Origin of the sequence: Zhongshania guokunii (assembly GCF_040892635.1) — a bacterium.
GTDB lineage: Bacteria > Pseudomonadota > Gammaproteobacteria > Pseudomonadales > Spongiibacteraceae > Spongiibacter > Spongiibacter guokunii.
This window is the reverse complement of the sequence record NZ_JBFRYA010000001.1, coordinates 204,565-220,488: the sequence shown is the minus strand read 5'-3', so window position 1 is coordinate 220,488 and position 15,924 is coordinate 204,565. Positions and strand designations below refer to the sequence as shown.

The 15,924-nt window shown below is 51.4% G+C and carries 17 protein-coding genes; 9 read left to right on the top strand and 8 right to left on the bottom strand.

Features of this window, described 5'->3' with window-relative positions; genetic code table 11:
* Positions 1–52: 52 nt before the first annotated feature.
* From ispC to rpsB, 7 genes are all read right to left on the bottom strand, one after another.
* Complete coding sequence (ispC, locus tag AB4876_RS00985) at positions 53–1,231, bottom strand: 1-deoxy-D-xylulose-5-phosphate reductoisomerase (protein WP_368379790.1); 1,179 nt, start codon at positions 1,229–1,231, stop codon at positions 53–55.
* Positions 1,231–2,067, bottom strand: a complete 837-nt coding sequence (locus AB4876_RS00980; protein ID WP_368379789.1) for a phosphatidate cytidylyltransferase — start codon at positions 2,065–2,067, stop codon at positions 1,231–1,233. The genes ispC and AB4876_RS00980 overlap by 1 nt, the downstream gene beginning before the upstream one ends.
* Before the next feature lie 12 nt (positions 2,068–2,079).
* On the bottom strand, positions 2,080–2,838 hold the full coding sequence (gene uppS / locus AB4876_RS00975; protein WP_368379788.1) for a polyprenyl diphosphate synthase: 759 nt from the start codon (positions 2,836–2,838) through the stop codon (positions 2,080–2,082).
* 18 nt (positions 2,839–2,856) lie between these two features.
* Positions 2,857–3,414: a ribosome recycling factor gene (frr, locus tag AB4876_RS00970; RefSeq protein ID WP_301028864.1), complete on the bottom strand. Its 558-nt coding sequence runs from the start codon at positions 3,412–3,414 to the stop codon at positions 2,857–2,859.
* A complete protein-coding gene (pyrH, locus tag AB4876_RS00965) occupies positions 3,411–4,163 on the bottom strand; it encodes a UMP kinase (RefSeq protein ID WP_368379787.1) in 753 nt (250 codons plus the stop codon). The genes frr and pyrH overlap by 4 nt, the downstream gene beginning before the upstream one ends.
* A gap of 94 nt (positions 4,164–4,257) precedes the next feature.
* Positions 4,258–5,121: a translation elongation factor Ts gene (gene tsf / locus AB4876_RS00960; RefSeq protein WP_368379786.1), complete on the bottom strand. Its 864-nt coding sequence runs from the start codon at positions 5,119–5,121 to the stop codon at positions 4,258–4,260.
* Positions 5,122–5,233: 112 nt separating this feature from the next.
* A complete protein-coding gene (gene rpsB, locus AB4876_RS00955; protein ID WP_368379785.1) occupies positions 5,234–5,983 on the bottom strand; it encodes a 30S ribosomal protein S2 in 750 nt (249 codons plus the stop codon).
* 284 nt (positions 5,984–6,267) lie between these two features.
* Between rpsB and map the strand changes: the two genes are divergently transcribed.
* The 7 genes from map to AB4876_RS00920 all read left to right on the top strand — a co-directional run bounded on the left by map (position 6,268) and on the right by AB4876_RS00920 (position 13,501).
* Complete coding sequence (gene map, locus AB4876_RS00950) at positions 6,268–7,065, top strand: type I methionyl aminopeptidase (protein ID WP_368379784.1); 798 nt, start codon at positions 6,268–6,270, stop codon at positions 7,063–7,065.
* Positions 7,062–9,731 (top strand): [protein-PII] uridylyltransferase, encoded by a 2,670-nt coding sequence (locus AB4876_RS00945; protein WP_368379783.1) that lies wholly within the window; start codon positions 7,062–7,064, stop codon positions 9,729–9,731. The genes map and AB4876_RS00945 overlap by 4 nt, the downstream gene beginning before the upstream one ends.
* Positions 9,728–10,933, top strand: coding sequence for a succinyldiaminopimelate transaminase (dapC, locus tag AB4876_RS00940; RefSeq protein WP_368379782.1), 1,206 nt, complete (start codon positions 9,728–9,730; stop codon positions 10,931–10,933). The genes AB4876_RS00945 and dapC overlap by 4 nt, the downstream gene beginning before the upstream one ends.
* Positions 10,927–11,580, top strand: a complete 654-nt coding sequence (gene nth, locus AB4876_RS00935; RefSeq protein ID WP_368379781.1) for an endonuclease III — start codon at positions 10,927–10,929, stop codon at positions 11,578–11,580. The genes dapC and nth overlap by 7 nt, the downstream gene beginning before the upstream one ends.
* 86 nt (positions 11,581–11,666) lie before the next feature.
* Entirely contained in the window at positions 11,667–12,026 is a 360-nt protein-coding gene (locus AB4876_RS00930) for an arsenate reductase (RefSeq protein WP_368379780.1), read from the top strand.
* 21 nt (positions 12,027–12,047) lie between these two features.
* A complete protein-coding gene (gene dapD, locus AB4876_RS00925; RefSeq protein ID WP_368379779.1) occupies positions 12,048–13,085 on the top strand; it encodes a 2,3,4,5-tetrahydropyridine-2,6-dicarboxylate N-succinyltransferase in 1,038 nt (345 codons plus the stop codon).
* Between the two features lie 254 nt (positions 13,086–13,339).
* Entirely contained in the window at positions 13,340–13,501 is a 162-nt protein-coding gene (locus AB4876_RS00920; protein WP_368379778.1) for a hypothetical protein, read from the top strand.
* Here the strand turns inward: AB4876_RS00920 and AB4876_RS00915 are convergent.
* Positions 13,498–13,776: a multiheme c-type cytochrome gene (locus AB4876_RS00915; RefSeq protein ID WP_368379777.1), complete on the bottom strand. Its 279-nt coding sequence runs from the start codon at positions 13,774–13,776 to the stop codon at positions 13,498–13,500. The genes AB4876_RS00920 and AB4876_RS00915 overlap by 4 nt on opposite strands.
* Before the next feature lie 126 nt (positions 13,777–13,902).
* Here AB4876_RS00915 and AB4876_RS00910 point away from each other — a divergent pair, with 126 nt between their 5' ends.
* Together AB4876_RS00910 and AB4876_RS00905 are read left to right on the top strand one after the other, a co-directional pair.
* The gene (locus tag AB4876_RS00910; RefSeq protein WP_368379776.1) at positions 13,903–15,063 is read left to right on the top strand and encodes a glutathione S-transferase family protein; all 1,161 of its coding nucleotides are present in this window, start codon (positions 13,903–13,905) and stop codon (positions 15,061–15,063) included.
* Between the two features lie 77 nt (positions 15,064–15,140).
* The gene (locus AB4876_RS00905; RefSeq protein ID WP_368379775.1) at positions 15,141–15,824 is read left to right on the top strand and encodes a glutathione S-transferase family protein; all 684 of its coding nucleotides are present in this window, start codon (positions 15,141–15,143) and stop codon (positions 15,822–15,824) included.
* Positions 15,825–15,924: the final 100 nt, after the last annotated feature.

Sequence of the window (15,924 nt, the reverse complement as noted above, 5' to 3'; positions counted from 1 at the left end):
TTGAGCCCTAAAGCAAACCTAAACCTAGGCCAATTAACATTTTTATTCGAACTTAAACCAATGTTTTACCAGCAACAATCGCTTCAGCCAAGGCCCTCGCAGACGCATCGGCTTGTTGGACATCGGCCAGCGACAGCGGTTCAACAATAACGTGTTCTGCCATCACCTCAGCAATCAGCTTGGCGATACTAGCAAACGCGAGTTCGCCTTCCAAAAATGCCGCAACTGCAATTTCATTCGCAGCGTTCAATACCGCTGGTGCAGTACCACCACGAATTGCTGCTTCTCGAGCGAGACGCAAACAAGGAAAACGCACTTCGTCTGGCGCTTCAAAATCTAGCCGCGCCTGACTAATAATATCCAGACTCGATACCCCGGAGTGAATCCGCTCAGGCCAAGCCAAAGCATGAGCTATAGGTGTACGCATATCCGGATTACCCAGCTGCGCCAGCACTGAGCCATCAACGTATTCAACCATGGAGTGAATAACACTCTGCGGGTGAATAATAATATCAATACTGGCGGGATCGGTATGAAACAACCAACAGGCCTCGATTAACTCAAGCCCCTTGTTCATCATGGTTGCTGAATCAACCGAAATTTTGCGTCCCATCGACCAATTGGGATGCGCGCAAGCCTGATCTGGCGTAACCGTGGCAAGCTCAGCAAGTGGCGTCGAACGGAATGGGCCGCCGGAACCGGTGAGTAAAATTCGCTGCACACCCTGCGCCTTTATACCCGCGTCACACGCTAAGGGAAGACACTGAAATATCGCATTATGTTCGCTGTCGATCGGTAATAAGACGGCGCCACTCCGTGCCACCGCGTCCATAAACAAGCGCCCAGCCATGACCAGTGATTCTTTGTTGGCCAGCAAAACCTTTTTACCGGCCTCTACCGCTGCCAGTGTTGGCAGCAAGCCCGCCGAGCCAACAATGGCCGCCATGGTAATATCGGCGGCGGCGGCAACCTCACACAAGCCCGATTCGCCACTTAACACCTTCGTGGCACTACCGGCCGCAATTAGGCGCTTAGCAAGCTCGGCAGCCAAACCCTCGCCCCGTAAAACCGCGTATCTTGGAGCAAACGCAATAATTTGGGCAAAGAGCTCATCGACACTGGTATTCGCGGTTAAAGCATAGACAGAGTAAAGATCGCGGTGGCGAGCAAGTACATCGAGCGTACTTAGCCCAATAGACCCCGTCGATCCTAATACGGTAACCGACTGCATTACACCCACCCTATTACGATTAGGCCGAGAGCGAATACAGGGGCAGCGGCTGTAATACTGTCGATTCGATCCATAATACCGCCGTGGCCCGGCAGCAAATTACCACTATCTTTAATCCCGCGATGACGTTTAACCATGCTTTCCAGTAAATCACCTAATACCGAAGCCAGCGCTGTGACAATCGCAAGGCACAATACAGGCACTAAGCCGACTGGCATACCGCCCGGCCAAACGACCCACAGCCCAGCCATTAAGGATACGCTGCTAAGCAAGCCGCCCCAAAATCCGGCCCACGATTTTCCAGGGCTCACCGCAGGCGCTAGCTTAGCCTTACCAAAGGCGCGGCCGCTAAAATACGCGCCAACATCCGCGGCAACGACTAGACCAATAACCACTAAAATAAGATAAACACCGCCGCTTAAGCTCCGCAAATAGCTCAGCGCCAACCAAGCTGGAACCAGCACCAGCAAGCCCAGCACGCTGCGCATTGCTTTAGAGCCCCACAAGCCAGCGCTCAAGGGGTAGGCTTTAACCCACAGCAGAGCGATAGCCCACCACACACAGGCGGCCACGAGTATTTCTCGCAAAATGATAAAATTTAGCTCGCCAAATATAGCGGTTTGTTGCCCAGCCAGCGCAATTACCAGTGCGCAGCAACCCACATACACACTGCGACCAAGGCGACTAGAAAAACCACTTAGATTCGCCCACTCCCAAGCAGCCATTAGCACAACAAGGCCAAATACCGCAGACAAGGCTGGCATCGACAAATAGGCTAACGCCGTAAATAGCACTAAAACAATCACCACCGCGGTGATGACCCGTTGCTTCAGCATAAATTGACTCCCCTACTCCGTGCCTGCCGCGTCATTCTCATTATCGCGAGCGCCGAAACGGCGGTCGCGGTGGGCATAGGCATGTAGCGCACGATCCAGCTCGGCAGCGTCGAAGTCCGGCCAGAAACAATCGGTAAAATACAGCTCGCTATAGGCCAGCTGCCACAATAAAAAATTACTGATGCGCTGCTCGCCGGCTGTGCGTATACACAAATCCGGTTTGGCGACATCAGCAAGCGACATTTGTTTATCAAACAGCTCAACACTAAAGTCTGCTGGCGTTAATTCTCCTGCCTGCACTTGTTCCGCCAGCGACTTTGCAGCATTCACGATATCCCACTGACCGCCGTAATCGACCGCAATCACTAACTGAGTATCACTATTGAAGCGCGTTAGCTGCTCACTGTAGTCCATCTGTTTGCGCAGACTAGCCGAAAATTGACTGCGCTCGCCAATAAAACGCATGCGCACACCGTCGGCGTGAAGCTGTTTGGTTTCTGAATCCAAATAACTGGAAAACAAGCGCATCAAAGCCTGAACTTCGAGCGTGGGACGCTGCCAGTTTTCGCTGGAAAAAGCGAACAAGGTCACTATCTCAACGCCGCGTTCGCGAGTCAGCTTGAGTAGTGGCCGAATCACTTCGACACCGGCGCGATGCCCCGCCGACGACTTTAGACCTTGACGCTTAGCCCAACGATTGTTGCCATCCATAATGATGGCAACATGACGCGGAACACTTGGGGATGCGGCGGACCGCGTACTTACTACCATGACAAGGAATTTCGCCGCTTAGATAACCATCAAATCAGTTTCTTTGGCCGCAAGTGCCTTATCAACTTCTGCAATAAACTGATCGGTGATTTTCTGCACTTCGTCCTGCGCGCGACGCTCATCGTCTTCGCTAATTTCTTTTTCTTTTAGGAGGTCTTTTATATCAGAAAGCACATCCCGACGGGCGCTGCGAATCGACACCCGCGCGCTCTCGGCTTCAGCACGTGCGGTTTTGATGTAACCTTTACGGGTTTCTTCGGTAAGCATTGCCATTGGAATGCGAATCACGCTGCCAGCGGTACTGGGGTTCAAACCCAGATCTGACTTCATCAAGGCTTTTTCAACATCGGGAACAATATTCTTTTCCCAAGGTGTAACGGTAAGCGTGCGCGCATCTTCGATGCCAATATTGGCAACCTGCGACAGCGGGGTATCAGTACCGTAATACGATACTCGCACGCCGTCTAATAAGCTCGGGTGCGCGCGACCGGTACGGATTTTATTGAAATTACTACCCAGGGCTTCAATCGCCTTTGCCATACGTACTTTGGCATCTTCTTTCAGTTCATTAATCACGCTTTCTTCTCCTCGCGCTTTGCGGTAGCCACTAGCGTTCCCTCTTCGCCACCCACAACAATATTCAAAAGAGCACCCTGCTGCTCCATGGCAAATACTCGTAAAGGCATATTGTGATCACGACACAAGCAGATTGCCGTAAGATCCATTACCTCGAGTTTTTTATCCAGCACCTCATCATAGCTGAGGTAGTCGTATTTTACTGCGTCTGGATCACGCATTGGGTCTGCACTATACACCCCATCAACCTTAGTTGCCTTGAGCACTAGGTCGGCGTCAACTTCTATACCCCGCAGCACCGCTGCGGAATCCGTTGTAAAAAACGGATTGCCAGTGCCTGCGGCAAAAATAACCACCTCACCACGCGTCAATGCCCGAATTGCTTTACGGCGATCATAGTGATCTACCACACCGCTCATGGGAATTGCCGACATTACCGAGGATTTTATATTACTGCGTTCCAGCGCATCACGTAACGCCAGCGCATTCATAACTGTTGCCAGCATGCCCATATGATCGCCGGTAACTCTATCGAGCCCCGCCGTCTGCAATGCTGCGCCACGGAATAAGTTACCGCCGCCCACCACCAGACCAACCTGCACACCAATACCAACTAACTGCCCTACTTCGAGCGCCATGCGGTCCAAGACCTTGGGATCAATACCAAATCCCAGGCTCCCCATTAGAGCCTCGCCACTTAACTTCAGAAGTATGCGCTTGTATTTCTTATCCCGACTTTGGCTAGACATCGTTTACTCCACCACATTGCACGATATTTTTTTGTCACAGTTGTATATCGCCTATAGTAAATCGGGGCCCGCAGGCCCCGATTTACTAAGTGGCTTAGCCTTTCAGCTGAGCAGCCACCTCGGCGGCAAAATCTACTTCTTCTTTCTCAATACCTTCACCCACTTCAAAGCGGATGAATTCTTGAATATCAGCACTGCTGTTTTTCAGCAATTTGCCTACAGTTAGTTCAGGGTCTTTAACGAAAGCCTGATCAACCAGAGAGCTTTCTGACAGGAACTTACGGATCCGGCCATCGATCATTTTTTCAATGATCTCAGCAGGTTTGCCGCTTTCTGCCGCTTGAGCAGTGAAGATTTCACGCTCTTTCTGAATTTCTTCAGCAGGCATGTCTTCTGCCTTAGCAACACGCGGGTTAACCGCAGCAACGTGCATTGCCACATCGCGAGCCAGCTCAGCGTCACCGCCTTTCAATGCAACCAATACCGCAATACGGTTATTAGAGTGAACATAGCTATCAACAACGCCATCTTCAGCAGTCACCAGCAGAGCGCGACGCACACTAATGTTCTCACCAATTTTCTGAACCAGCGCCTCACGAGCAGACTCCAACTCGCCAGCCATCAGAGCTGCAATGTCAGTTTCTTTGGTGGCAAACACTTTATCAGTAACCAGTGCGGCAAAAGCCTGAAAACCTGGCTCGCGAGCTGCGAAATCGGTCTCGCTATTAACTTCTACTATTACGCCGTAGCTACCGTCTTCAGCAACTTTAGTAGTAACAACGCCATCAGCAGCAGTACGACCGGCTTTTTTAGCCGCTTTCATGCCACTTGATTTACGTAACTCTTCAATTGCCAGCTCGATATCACCATTGGACTCATTCAGTGCTTTTTTGCACTCCATCATGCCCAGGCCAGTACGATCGCGTAATTCTTTAACCATTGATGCTGATACAGCCATCCTAAAATCCTCTTGTTTGACCTCAAGCGCAGCCCCAGCAAAGAGACCCGCTCAATAAATATCCAAAAAAAGGGGGCCTTGCCCCCTTTCGCAGACTGCTTAGCGGCGAGATTTACTCGGCAGCGCTTTCGCCTTCTGGGCTAGCAGCAACTTCAACAAACTCATCTTTTGCTACGCCATCGTTTGCCGCTGCACTAATAGCAACATCGGCAACAGCAGTAACATAAAGTTTGATAGCGCGAATCGCATCGTCGTTACCAGGAATAACAAAATCAACACCATCTGGGTTGCTATTGGTATCAACAATACCAAATACTGGAATACCCAGCTTATTGGCTTCTTGAATAGCAATCCGCTCGTGGTCAACATCAATTACGAACAATGCGTCTGGCAGACCAGCCATATCCTTGATACCACCGATGGAGCGCTCAAGCTTCTCCATATCACGGCGACGCATCAGGGCTTCTTTCTTGGTCAATTTGTCAAACGTACCGTCTAATTGCTGGGCTTCAAGCTCACGCAAACGACGCACTGACTGACGAATAGTTTTGTAGTTAGTTAGCATGCCGCCCAACCAGCGGTGGCTCACAAAAGGCATACCAGCGCGGGTAGCTTGCTCGCCAATAATCTTGCTTGCAGCACGCTTGGTACCAACAAACAGGATTTTGTTCTTATTTGCAGCCATCTTGGCAATTGCGTCCAGCGCGTTATTCATCGCAGGAACAGTGTGCTCAAGATTGATTATGTGGATCTTATTGCGGGCACCAAAAATATAGGGACCCATTTTTGGGTTCCAGTAGCGAGTCTGGTGACCAAAGTGAACGCCGGCTTGCAGCATTTCACGCATGCTTATATGTGACATGATTTTTCCTTAATTAACATCGGGTTACTAACTTGCAAAAACCCCGTAAGCCAACCCCAGCTAAGCTAGAGCACCCGGGATTACGTGTCGGTTTTTGCGCGTCGTTTAACCAATTACAGCTTGAGCCATAATTGGGGCGCGTATTTATACCACAGAGCCCCTGCCACATAAAGCCAAAACCGCTTTCAAACGTAAAAATCCTCACTACCTTCGCCACTCCCAAAGCGATGGTTTACAATAGCGAGCTTTAGTCGCCCTATTTATTCCGCGCACGGACCCATGTTATGAATGTAAGCATTAAAACCCCCGAGCAAATCGCCGCCATGCGCATTGCTGGCCGCTTGGCTGCCGACGTGCTTGAAATGATTACTCCCCACGTCCAGCCGGGTATCAGCACCGGCGAGTTAGACCGCATCTGCCACGACTATATTGTTAATGTTCAAAACGCCATCCCCGCACCGCTTAATTACAACGGCTTCCCCAAGTCGGTGTGCACCTCTTTAAATGAGGTTATTTGCCACGGTATCCCCTCAGATACGAAAGTAATAAAAGACGGCGACATTCTTAATATTGACGTAACCGTGATCAAAGACGGCTGGCATGGCGACACCAACCGCATGTTTTATGTTGGCAATGTGCCCGAACACGCCAAACGCCTTTGCGTGGTTGCGCAAGAATGCCTATATCAAGCCATAGAAATCGTAAAACCAGGCTGCAAACTCAGCGATATTGGCACCATTATCGCCAAGCATGCCCGCGGCAAGCACTACAGCGTGGTTGAAGAGTACTGCGGCCACGGCATCGGCCTAGTCTTTCACGAAGACCCGCAAGTTCTTCACTACGGCGAGGGCTACAACCGCCGCAATGACTTGGTATTAAAAGAAGGCATGACCTTCACTATCGAACCTATGATCAATGCCGGTAAAAAGCAAACCAAGCTCAACATGAAAGATGGCTGGACGGTAACCACCAAAGACCGCCGCCTGTCCGCCCAGTGGGAGCACACCATGGTAGTAACTGCCGACGGCGTAGAAGTGCTTACCGCGCGCCCTGACGAACCTTTTTACCAGGAATTAAAATGAGTATTGCTGCCCTACCGGATCCTCAGTTTCTCAGCCAGCAAGACCCAAGCACCAGCAAACCGATCAAGGTATATAAAACCTACCTAAAAGAGTTAGCCAAAGACCTTAAGACCCGCTTTGAGGCCAAAGAAAATATACGCGATTTAGTTGCCCTGCGCTCAAGCCGTATGGACGCCTTATTGCAAAACATTTGGGCCAGTTACCAGTGGCGAGATGACATCAGCCTAATTGCCGTAGGTGGCTACGGCCGCGGTGAGCTGCACCCCTATTCCGATATCGATTTATTGATATTAACTACCGACGATGCCAGCGACTACCGCGACAATATCGAAAGCCTGATCACTCTGTTATGGGATATTAATCTCGAAATTGGCCACAGTGTCCGAACGATCAGCCAGTGTCAGCAAACCGCCGCCGACGACATCACCGTTGCCACAAACCTCATGGAGTCTCGTCCACTCGCCGGCAACGACGCAATTTACGAGGACTTAATAAACTGTGTTGGCCCTGATCAAATTTGGCCGAGTAGCGAGTTTTTTAGGGCCAAATGGGACGAGCAAATCCATCGTCACCGCAAGTTTGCCAACTCCGAATACAATCTAGAACCCAACGTTAAAAGCTCGCCGGGCGGCCTGCGCGACATTCAAATGATTGGCTGGGTGGTCAAACGGCATTTTGGCGCGCAATCTATCGACGAATTGCTAGAGCGTCAATTCCTCACCCAAGACGAGCTAGACACCCTGAAAGAAGGCCAGGATTTCTTATGGCGGGTACGCTTTGCCCTGCACCTCTTGGCCGGCCGCGAAGAAGATCGCCTTCTCTTCGACCATCAGCGCACCCTTGCGGAATCTTTCGGTTTTACCGATGGCAATGGCAGGCTCGCCGTTGAACAATTTATGCAGCAATACTATCGCTGGGCAATGCACCTAGGCGAACTCAATGACGTGCTTATGCAGCACTTTGACGAAACCATACTGCGCGCGTGCGAAGCCGAAACCGTATTAGAGATTAACCCCCGTTTTCGCATTCGAAACGGCCATATTGAAGCGGCCAACGACAAAGTCTTTACTAAGACACCCTCAGCGCTAATGGAAATATTTGTGCTGATGGCCAATCACGAGGGCATCGACGGCGTTAGAGCGAGCACCATTCGCCTAATCCGTAAGTCGCGGCATTTAATTGACGACCGCTTCCGCGCTGACCCTAAAAACAAGCGCTACTTCTTAGAACTATTGCGCTCGCCCAACCGGGTTGCACTGAGCCTGCGACGCATGAAGCGCTTCCGTATTCTCGGCAAATTTATACCCGCCTTTGCCCATATTGTTGGGCAAATGCAGCACGACCTCTTCCACATATACTCGGTTGATGCGCACACCCTTGAGCTGATTAAAAATATCAGCCGCTTCCGCTACCCCAGTATGGTCGCCCAATACCCCATGGCCTGCCGAATAATGCAGCGTCTGCCCAAGCACGAACTGCTTTATCTAGCGGGTTTATTCCACGACATAGCCAAGGGCCGTGGCGGCGACCACTCCAGTCTTGGCGCCGTGGATGCGCGGGAGTTTTGTGAATACATCGGCCTAAATAAACGCGATGGCAATTTGGTGGCCTGGCTGGTAGAAAAACACCTCGAAATGTCTTCAGTTTCACAGCGCAAAGATATTCAAGATCCAGAGGTGATTCGCGATTTTGCGCTGACCATGGGCGACATTCAGCACCTCGACTATTTGTTTTGTTTGACGGTGGCCGATATCAACGCCACCAACCCCAATTTATGGACATCGTGGCGTGCGTCATTGATGCGCCAACTCTACGCTGAAACGCGGCGCGCACTGCGCCGCGGCCTCGAGACGCCCATCGACAAACAGGAGTGGATCGATGAGACCCAAGCTGGTGCCATTGAAAAACTTGAGGACTATGGCTTTACCGAAACCGAAATTCGCACCCTATGGGCGGATACTGGCGAAGATTATTTTATTCGCGAGCAAATCGACGACATCGTTTGGCACACCCGCGCTATCGCCCAGCGCACTAGCGCCAATGCCAGCGTGGTGCTCGTCAAAGAAGGCGGCCTGCTCGACCACGAGGGCGCAACCCAGATCTTTGTGCACACCAAAGCCCAAGTAGGTCTATTTGCCCTACTCGCTGAAGCACTAGAGCAATTGGACCTAAGCATTCAAGATGCCCGCATCTACAATAGCGGAACCGGTTTTACCCTAGATACATTCTATGTGTTGGGCTCGGAAGGGGAATCCATTGGCGACAACCCCAGCCGCATTGCCCACATCATTGAATTTATGCAGGAACATCTAGAGCATCCAGAACGTTTCCCCACCACGATCAATCGGCGCACACCTAGGCAAATGCGTCTATTTTCAATCCCAACCCGAACCAGCATGGCCACCGATCTTAACAAGGGCCACACCGTGCTCGAAGTCATCACTCCCGACCGCCCGGGCTTGCTCGCACGCTTGGCCCGAATTTTCAACCAATACGACATTCGCTTACAAAATGCCAAAATCGCCACCCTCGGCGAACGGGTTGAAGACGTATTTTTTATCACCGACCAAAATCAGCGGCCCATTGACGACCCTGTGCTCTGCGAAGAAATACAGCAGGCAATTTGCCGAGAACTAGACGAGAAAGCGAGTAGCAAGCCCCTATGAACCCCAACTTATTGGCACTGCAAGCCTACCCCTTTGAAAAATTACGCGACTTATTTGCCGGACTACAACCACCCGCACTCGCGCATATTGCCTTGTCTATCGGCGAGCCCAAGCACGCCTCGCCGGCCTTTGTCGCCAAAACCATTACTAACAATATCGACAAACTCAGCAACTACCCCACCACCAAGGGGATTCCAGAGTTAAGAAACGCGATCGCGCGCTGGGCATGCCAGCGTTTTAACCTGAGCATGCTCGACCCCGAGACCGAAATCCTGCCGGTTAACGGCACCCGCGAGGCGTTATTTGCCTTTGCTCAAACGGTGGTTAACTCCAGTCCCAATGCCCTAGTGTGCAGCCCCAACCCCTTTTACCAAATATACGAAGGCGCCGCGCTACTAGCCGGTGCCACGCCAGAGTTTCTAGCCTGCGGCGTGGAGAATGGTTTTATTCCCGACTTTGCAGCAGTGAGTGCCGACGTTTGGCAGCGCTGCCAGTTACTGTTCATCTGCACCCCGGGCAATCCCAGCGGTGCGGTAATGAGCAGCGCGCAACTTAAAGAGCTCATCGCCCTAGCCGATCAATACGACTTCATCATTGCCAGCGACGAATGTTATTCAGAGCTGTATTTTGACGAAGACAGCCCGCCGCCCGGCTTACTGCAAGCCTGCGCAGAACTCGGCCGCAATAACTACCAGCGCTGCGTAGTTTTTCACAGCCTATCCAAACGTTCCAACTTGCCTGGCTTGCGCTCTGGTTTTGTGGCCGGCGACGCCGCCATTCTCAAAGACTTTTTGCTCTACCGCACCTATCACGGTTGCGCGATGCCGATTCAACACCAACTAGCCAGTACTGCCGCGTGGAGCGATGAAAACCACGTTAAAGCTAACCGCGACCTCTACCGCAAAAAATTCGCTGAGGTGCTCGAGATTCTCGATGGCTGCCTCGACGTTAGCCGCCCAGACGCCTCCTTTTATCTATGGGCCAAAACCCCGATTAGCGACACCGAATTCGCAAAAGGCCTATTCGAGCAGCAGCACGTCACAGTACTGCCGGGTAGTTATTTATCTCGAGAAGTAGACGGCTTCAACCCGGGGGCAAGCTACGTACGCATGGCCCTAGTCGCCGAAACAGAGCAATGTGCCGACGCCGCGCATCGCATAAAAGCCTACGTGCAAAGCCTAGTTGAGCGTGGCTCATGCTAAAGAAGGAACGGGCTGCGTTTATTGAAAAACGCCTACAAGAACTGTATCCCGAGCAACCGATACCGCTGGACCACAAAGACCCCTACACCCTCTTAGTTGCGGTATTACTGTCTGCCCAGTGCACCGATGCCAGAGTCAACCAAATTACCCCAGCGCTATTTGAGTTAGCTGACAACCCCTTTGATATGGCCGAGCAAAATGTGGAGATTATCCGCCAAATAATTCGCCCTTGCGGCCTGTCGCCACAAAAATCCAGCGCTATTAAACGCCTGTCAGAAATTCTCGTTGAAAAATACAACGGCGTCGTTCCTGCAAATATGGCCGCGCTAGAAACCCTGCCCGGCGTCGGTCACAAAACCGCCAGCGTAGTAATGTCCCAGGCCTTTGGCGTGCCCGCCTTCGCCGTCGACACTCATATTCACCGTTTGGCCCAGCGCTGGGGCCTGACAAACGGCAAAAACGTGGTGCAAACGGAGAAAGACCTCAAATTCCTCTTTCCTAAGGAAAAGTGGAATCCGCTGCACCTGCAAATTATTTTTTATGGCCGCGAATACTGCAGTGCCAGAGGCTGCGACGGCACCGTGTGCGAAATATGCACTACTTTATACCCTAAGCGTAAAAAACCGCCGACGGTTTACAAGCCTTAGCAATACCTCGTCGTGATCCACGCGCAGGAATTTGCTATCCTTAGCGGCCCGTAAATTCCGCCCTCATTTCCAACAAGAGCAGAAATATGAGCACCACACTCTACGGCATTAAAAATTGCGACACCGTCCGCACCGCCAGACGCTGGCTAGAAACGCACAATGTCGACTTTACATTTCACGATGTGCGCGAAACCCCGCTGACCGAGCCGCAATTACAAGTTTGGCTGCAAGACCTAGGCGTAAATGCCTTAGTCAATAAGCGCAGCACAACATGGAAACAGCTTAGTCCGGCCCAACGCGAAGGGCTGTGCATAGACACCGCTATTCCATTACTTTTGGAACATCCGACACTGATGAAGCGCCCCCTGCTGGACACCGGCAGCGCGTTACACCTCGGCTTTAAAGCCGATCATTACCAGTCGCTGTTCACCCACCACACCCTTTAAACACTTTAAGAGACACTGCAAATGACCCAGACATATTTCGCACTCGGCCTCGGCCTCGGCACCCAAAATCGTAAAGGCGAGTGGCTAGATACCTTCTACCCCCAACCCCTACTAGCACCTGCGGCCAAAATGGTAGACGCCATCCTCAGTGTTCTCGAACCAGTACAAGGCAATACTGCCAGCGCAGTCACCAAAGACCAAATGGCACAAATTGCCGAGGCCCTTAAAGCCGCCGGCAATAAAGACCAAGCCGAACTCGCAGTGCAACTAGCCAGCGGTAGCCAGCCCTTGGTCGTCACCTTGCTCACTACCGACGACGCACCAAGCTCCGTACCCGAAGGTTATTTAAAGCTGCATTTGCTGTCTCACCGCCTCGTTAAACCACAAACGATCAACCTTACCGGCCTGTTTGGCGCTCTACCCAATGTCGCGTGGACAAATAAAGGCGCGGTAGACCTGAGCGAACTCAAGGCTCGCCAGCTCGATGCGCGCCTTAAAGGGGAAATGCTAGAAGTAATGTCCGTGGACAAGTTTCCAAAAATGACCAATTACGTCGTGCCAAGCGGCGTGCGCATCGCCCACACCGCGCGGGTTCGCTTAGGCGCCTACCTTGGTGAAGGCACTACCATCATGCACGAGGGCTTTGTTAACTTTAACGCTGGCACCGAAGGCCCCGGCATGATTGAAGGCCGCATTTCAGCAGGTGTTATGGTTGGCGCGGGCTCCGACCTTGGCGGCGGCTGCTCAACTATGGGCACCCTGTCTGGCGGCAATAATATTATTATCTCAGTGGGCAAAGAATGCCTGATTGGCGCCAATGCTGGCGTCGGTATTCCACTAGGTGATCGCTGCACTATTGAAGCCGGCCTCTACATCACTGCAGGCTCAGTAATCACTATGGTCGATTCCGACGGTGCAGTTGCAGGCACTACTAAGGCTCGCGATCTATCTGGTCAATCAGACTTACTGTTCCGCCGCAATTCTAAGAATGGTGCTGTTGAGGTGTTAACCAATAAATCAGCCATTGCGCTTAATGAAATGCTCCACGCCCACAACTAAGCGCAATTAAATCGGCTCTAGCACCCCTTGGGGCTAGAGCCACTTCCCACAGCACACTCCCCTGCTCTCCGCTAACAACTATAAGCAAGTCTTTCGAAAGCCTCTCCCCGTGTAAATTTCTTGTCTCAGCAACGTTATCATAGACACCCCAGCGCGCTTTTAGGCGCCCCCTCGGGAAGTCGATATGAGTAAAAATAACACCTGTATTCACACCTCATTAGGAAAGATGCTATTCGGTATACCCGTCACTGATCGTGCTCACCAATATTAGCCCGCTGACCACCACCTTTATAATTCGCAATATCGGCAACGCCGGCAATATCCCCCATTTTGAGCCAGCCACCGGCCTATTTATTGACGGCGCCTTTCGGTCGCGCTCAGGCATTGGTATGGGCGACCTCGCCGATGTGAGCTAATTGAGGTTATGAAAGGTCCGCCCAGCAACGGTTTCCTGCGTCGCGGGCAACATGGCCTTGGCGTGGTGGGACTGCTCCCAGAGTGCGACTTCTTTTGCATGGCAAGCCCCACAAGCGCTATCGGCCACGGCCAAGGGCGCGTATAAAATAGCGAAAAGACACAATATTTTTAATCGTAACCAAGGGGTATTCAACAGACCTTTTCCTCTGTACGCGACAGTCGCTTTGTCACACTCGAACTTAGCACCACTATAGTCACTGCAGATAGATGCCATAAACGTATTATTAATTCGCTTTTAACTGCGCTGAAGCGGTAGCGGCCATCGCTCCCGCATTATATTGACACAGAATGTGCCACAATGTTATTTTCCAGCGACGATTATCGCTCACAAGGCGCAAGCATGAGTACACCTTATAAGCTTTACGGCATCCCCGCCTCGCTGTATACCGCGAAAGCGCGTAGCTACTTGCGCAAGCAAAAAATCGACTTTGTGGAGTATGCGGTATCTGATCCGCACTACCAAAAAAACATTATTCCGCAGCTAGGGCGAATGATTATGCCCGTACTTGAAGCGCCTAACGGCGAGATTATTCAAGACAGCGCAGACATTATTCGCTACCTCGAAAACGTGCACGCAAGCTTATCGCCAAGCCTGCCGAAAACACCGCTATTACAAGCTGTTGCCCATCTTTTTGAGTTATACGGTGGTGAGGGTTTACTCCGCCCCGCCATGCATTATCGCTGGAGTTTTGACGATGTGAATTTACACTACCTCCATTCAGAATTCGCTTGCTTGGCGCCACCTGGCACCGACGATGCCAGCTACCAACAGATTTTTGACTTCGGCAGTGGGCTCATGCGCAAGGCCGCGCTTTCCTTTGGGGTAAATGAAAATAGCGCGCCGCTTGTTGAATCTTCCTACCGCGAGTTTTTAGATCTATTCTCAGCCCATTTGCGGCAACACCCCTATTTACTCGGCGCTAAGCCGACGCTGGGCGACTACGCGCTTATGGCGCCGCTCTACGCTCACTTGTACCGCGACCCTAAGCCAGGCCAATTGATGCGTCAGCATGCACCGCTGGTGGCGCGCTGGGTAGAGCGGATGAATGCCCCAGAGAATAACTGGGCAGACCACTGTGCAGACCAAGCGGAGTTTGAAGTCGACAATGAACTGCCAGATACCCTCAAATCGCTAATGCATTACATCGCCGTGGACTTCCTACCTGAGATGTCCGCACATATTCAATTCACCAACAACTGGCTTGCCGAAAGGCCAGATCTTAAATCAGGCAGCAATGGCTGCGACAAGCCCAGCCAACGCTTTATAGGCAATGCCGAATTTGCATGGCGGGGCATAAAGCTACGCACCGCGGTACTGCCATATCGCTTTTATTTATTACAAAATTTGCAGGATCATTTTGACTCGGCGCCGCAGACAGATAAAGCCCTCATCCAAAACGCTTTCAAAGCCTGCGGCTTAGCTGACTTACTCACACTGCGAGTAACACGGCGCGTTGAGCGTCACAATCATCTAGAAGTGTGGGGTAACCCCCTCCACTAAGTTTGCACGGCAAAATAAACGCGCAGCGCCATTATTTTAGCTAAAAGTTATTTACCCGCAATTTTGGAGTCACAATAATGATCGACCTTTATACCGCCCCCACCCCCAACGGTCACAAAGCCTCCTGCACCTTGGAAGCGCTTGGTTTTGAATACAATACCCATTTTGTAAACATCACCGAGGGCGAACAGAAAAAGCCGGAATTTTTAGCAATTAATCCTAACGGGCGAATTCCCGCCATTGTCGACCGCGACTTGGGCGACTTCCCGATTTTTGAATCTGGCGCCATTATGATTCACCTCGCCGAAAAGGCGGGACGCTTACTGCCAACAGACTCGAAAGGCCGTGCAATGGTCATGCAATGGCTTATGTTTCAAATGGGCGGAGTAGGACCAATGATGGGCCAAGCGAATGTATTTTTTCGCTATTTCCCTGAAAAAATACCTGCGGCAATTGATCGCTACCAAAATGAAAGTCGCCGCTTATTCGAAGTATTAGACAAACGCCTGAGCGAAAACCAATGGCTTGCCAAAGATTACTCAATAGCCGATATCGCCAATTGGTGCTGGGTGCGCACCCACAAATGGTCTGGGGTATCTGTCGACGGCCTCGATCATTTAGGACGCTGGCTAAATACCATGGGCGAGCAGCCCGGCATGCAAAAAGGCATTGAAGTGCCGTTTAGTCTCGATAATTTATTAGAAGACAAAGACGCCCAAAAGAAATTTACCGACAACGCAAATAAGCTCTTACAAAAATAGGCACTCGGTAAACTAGTGGCATACCCCAGTCAAATAGACAGTAACAATGCCACTAGTTACAATGCCCTAAATTCAAAGCCCGCGTTGTAATACAGCGTCT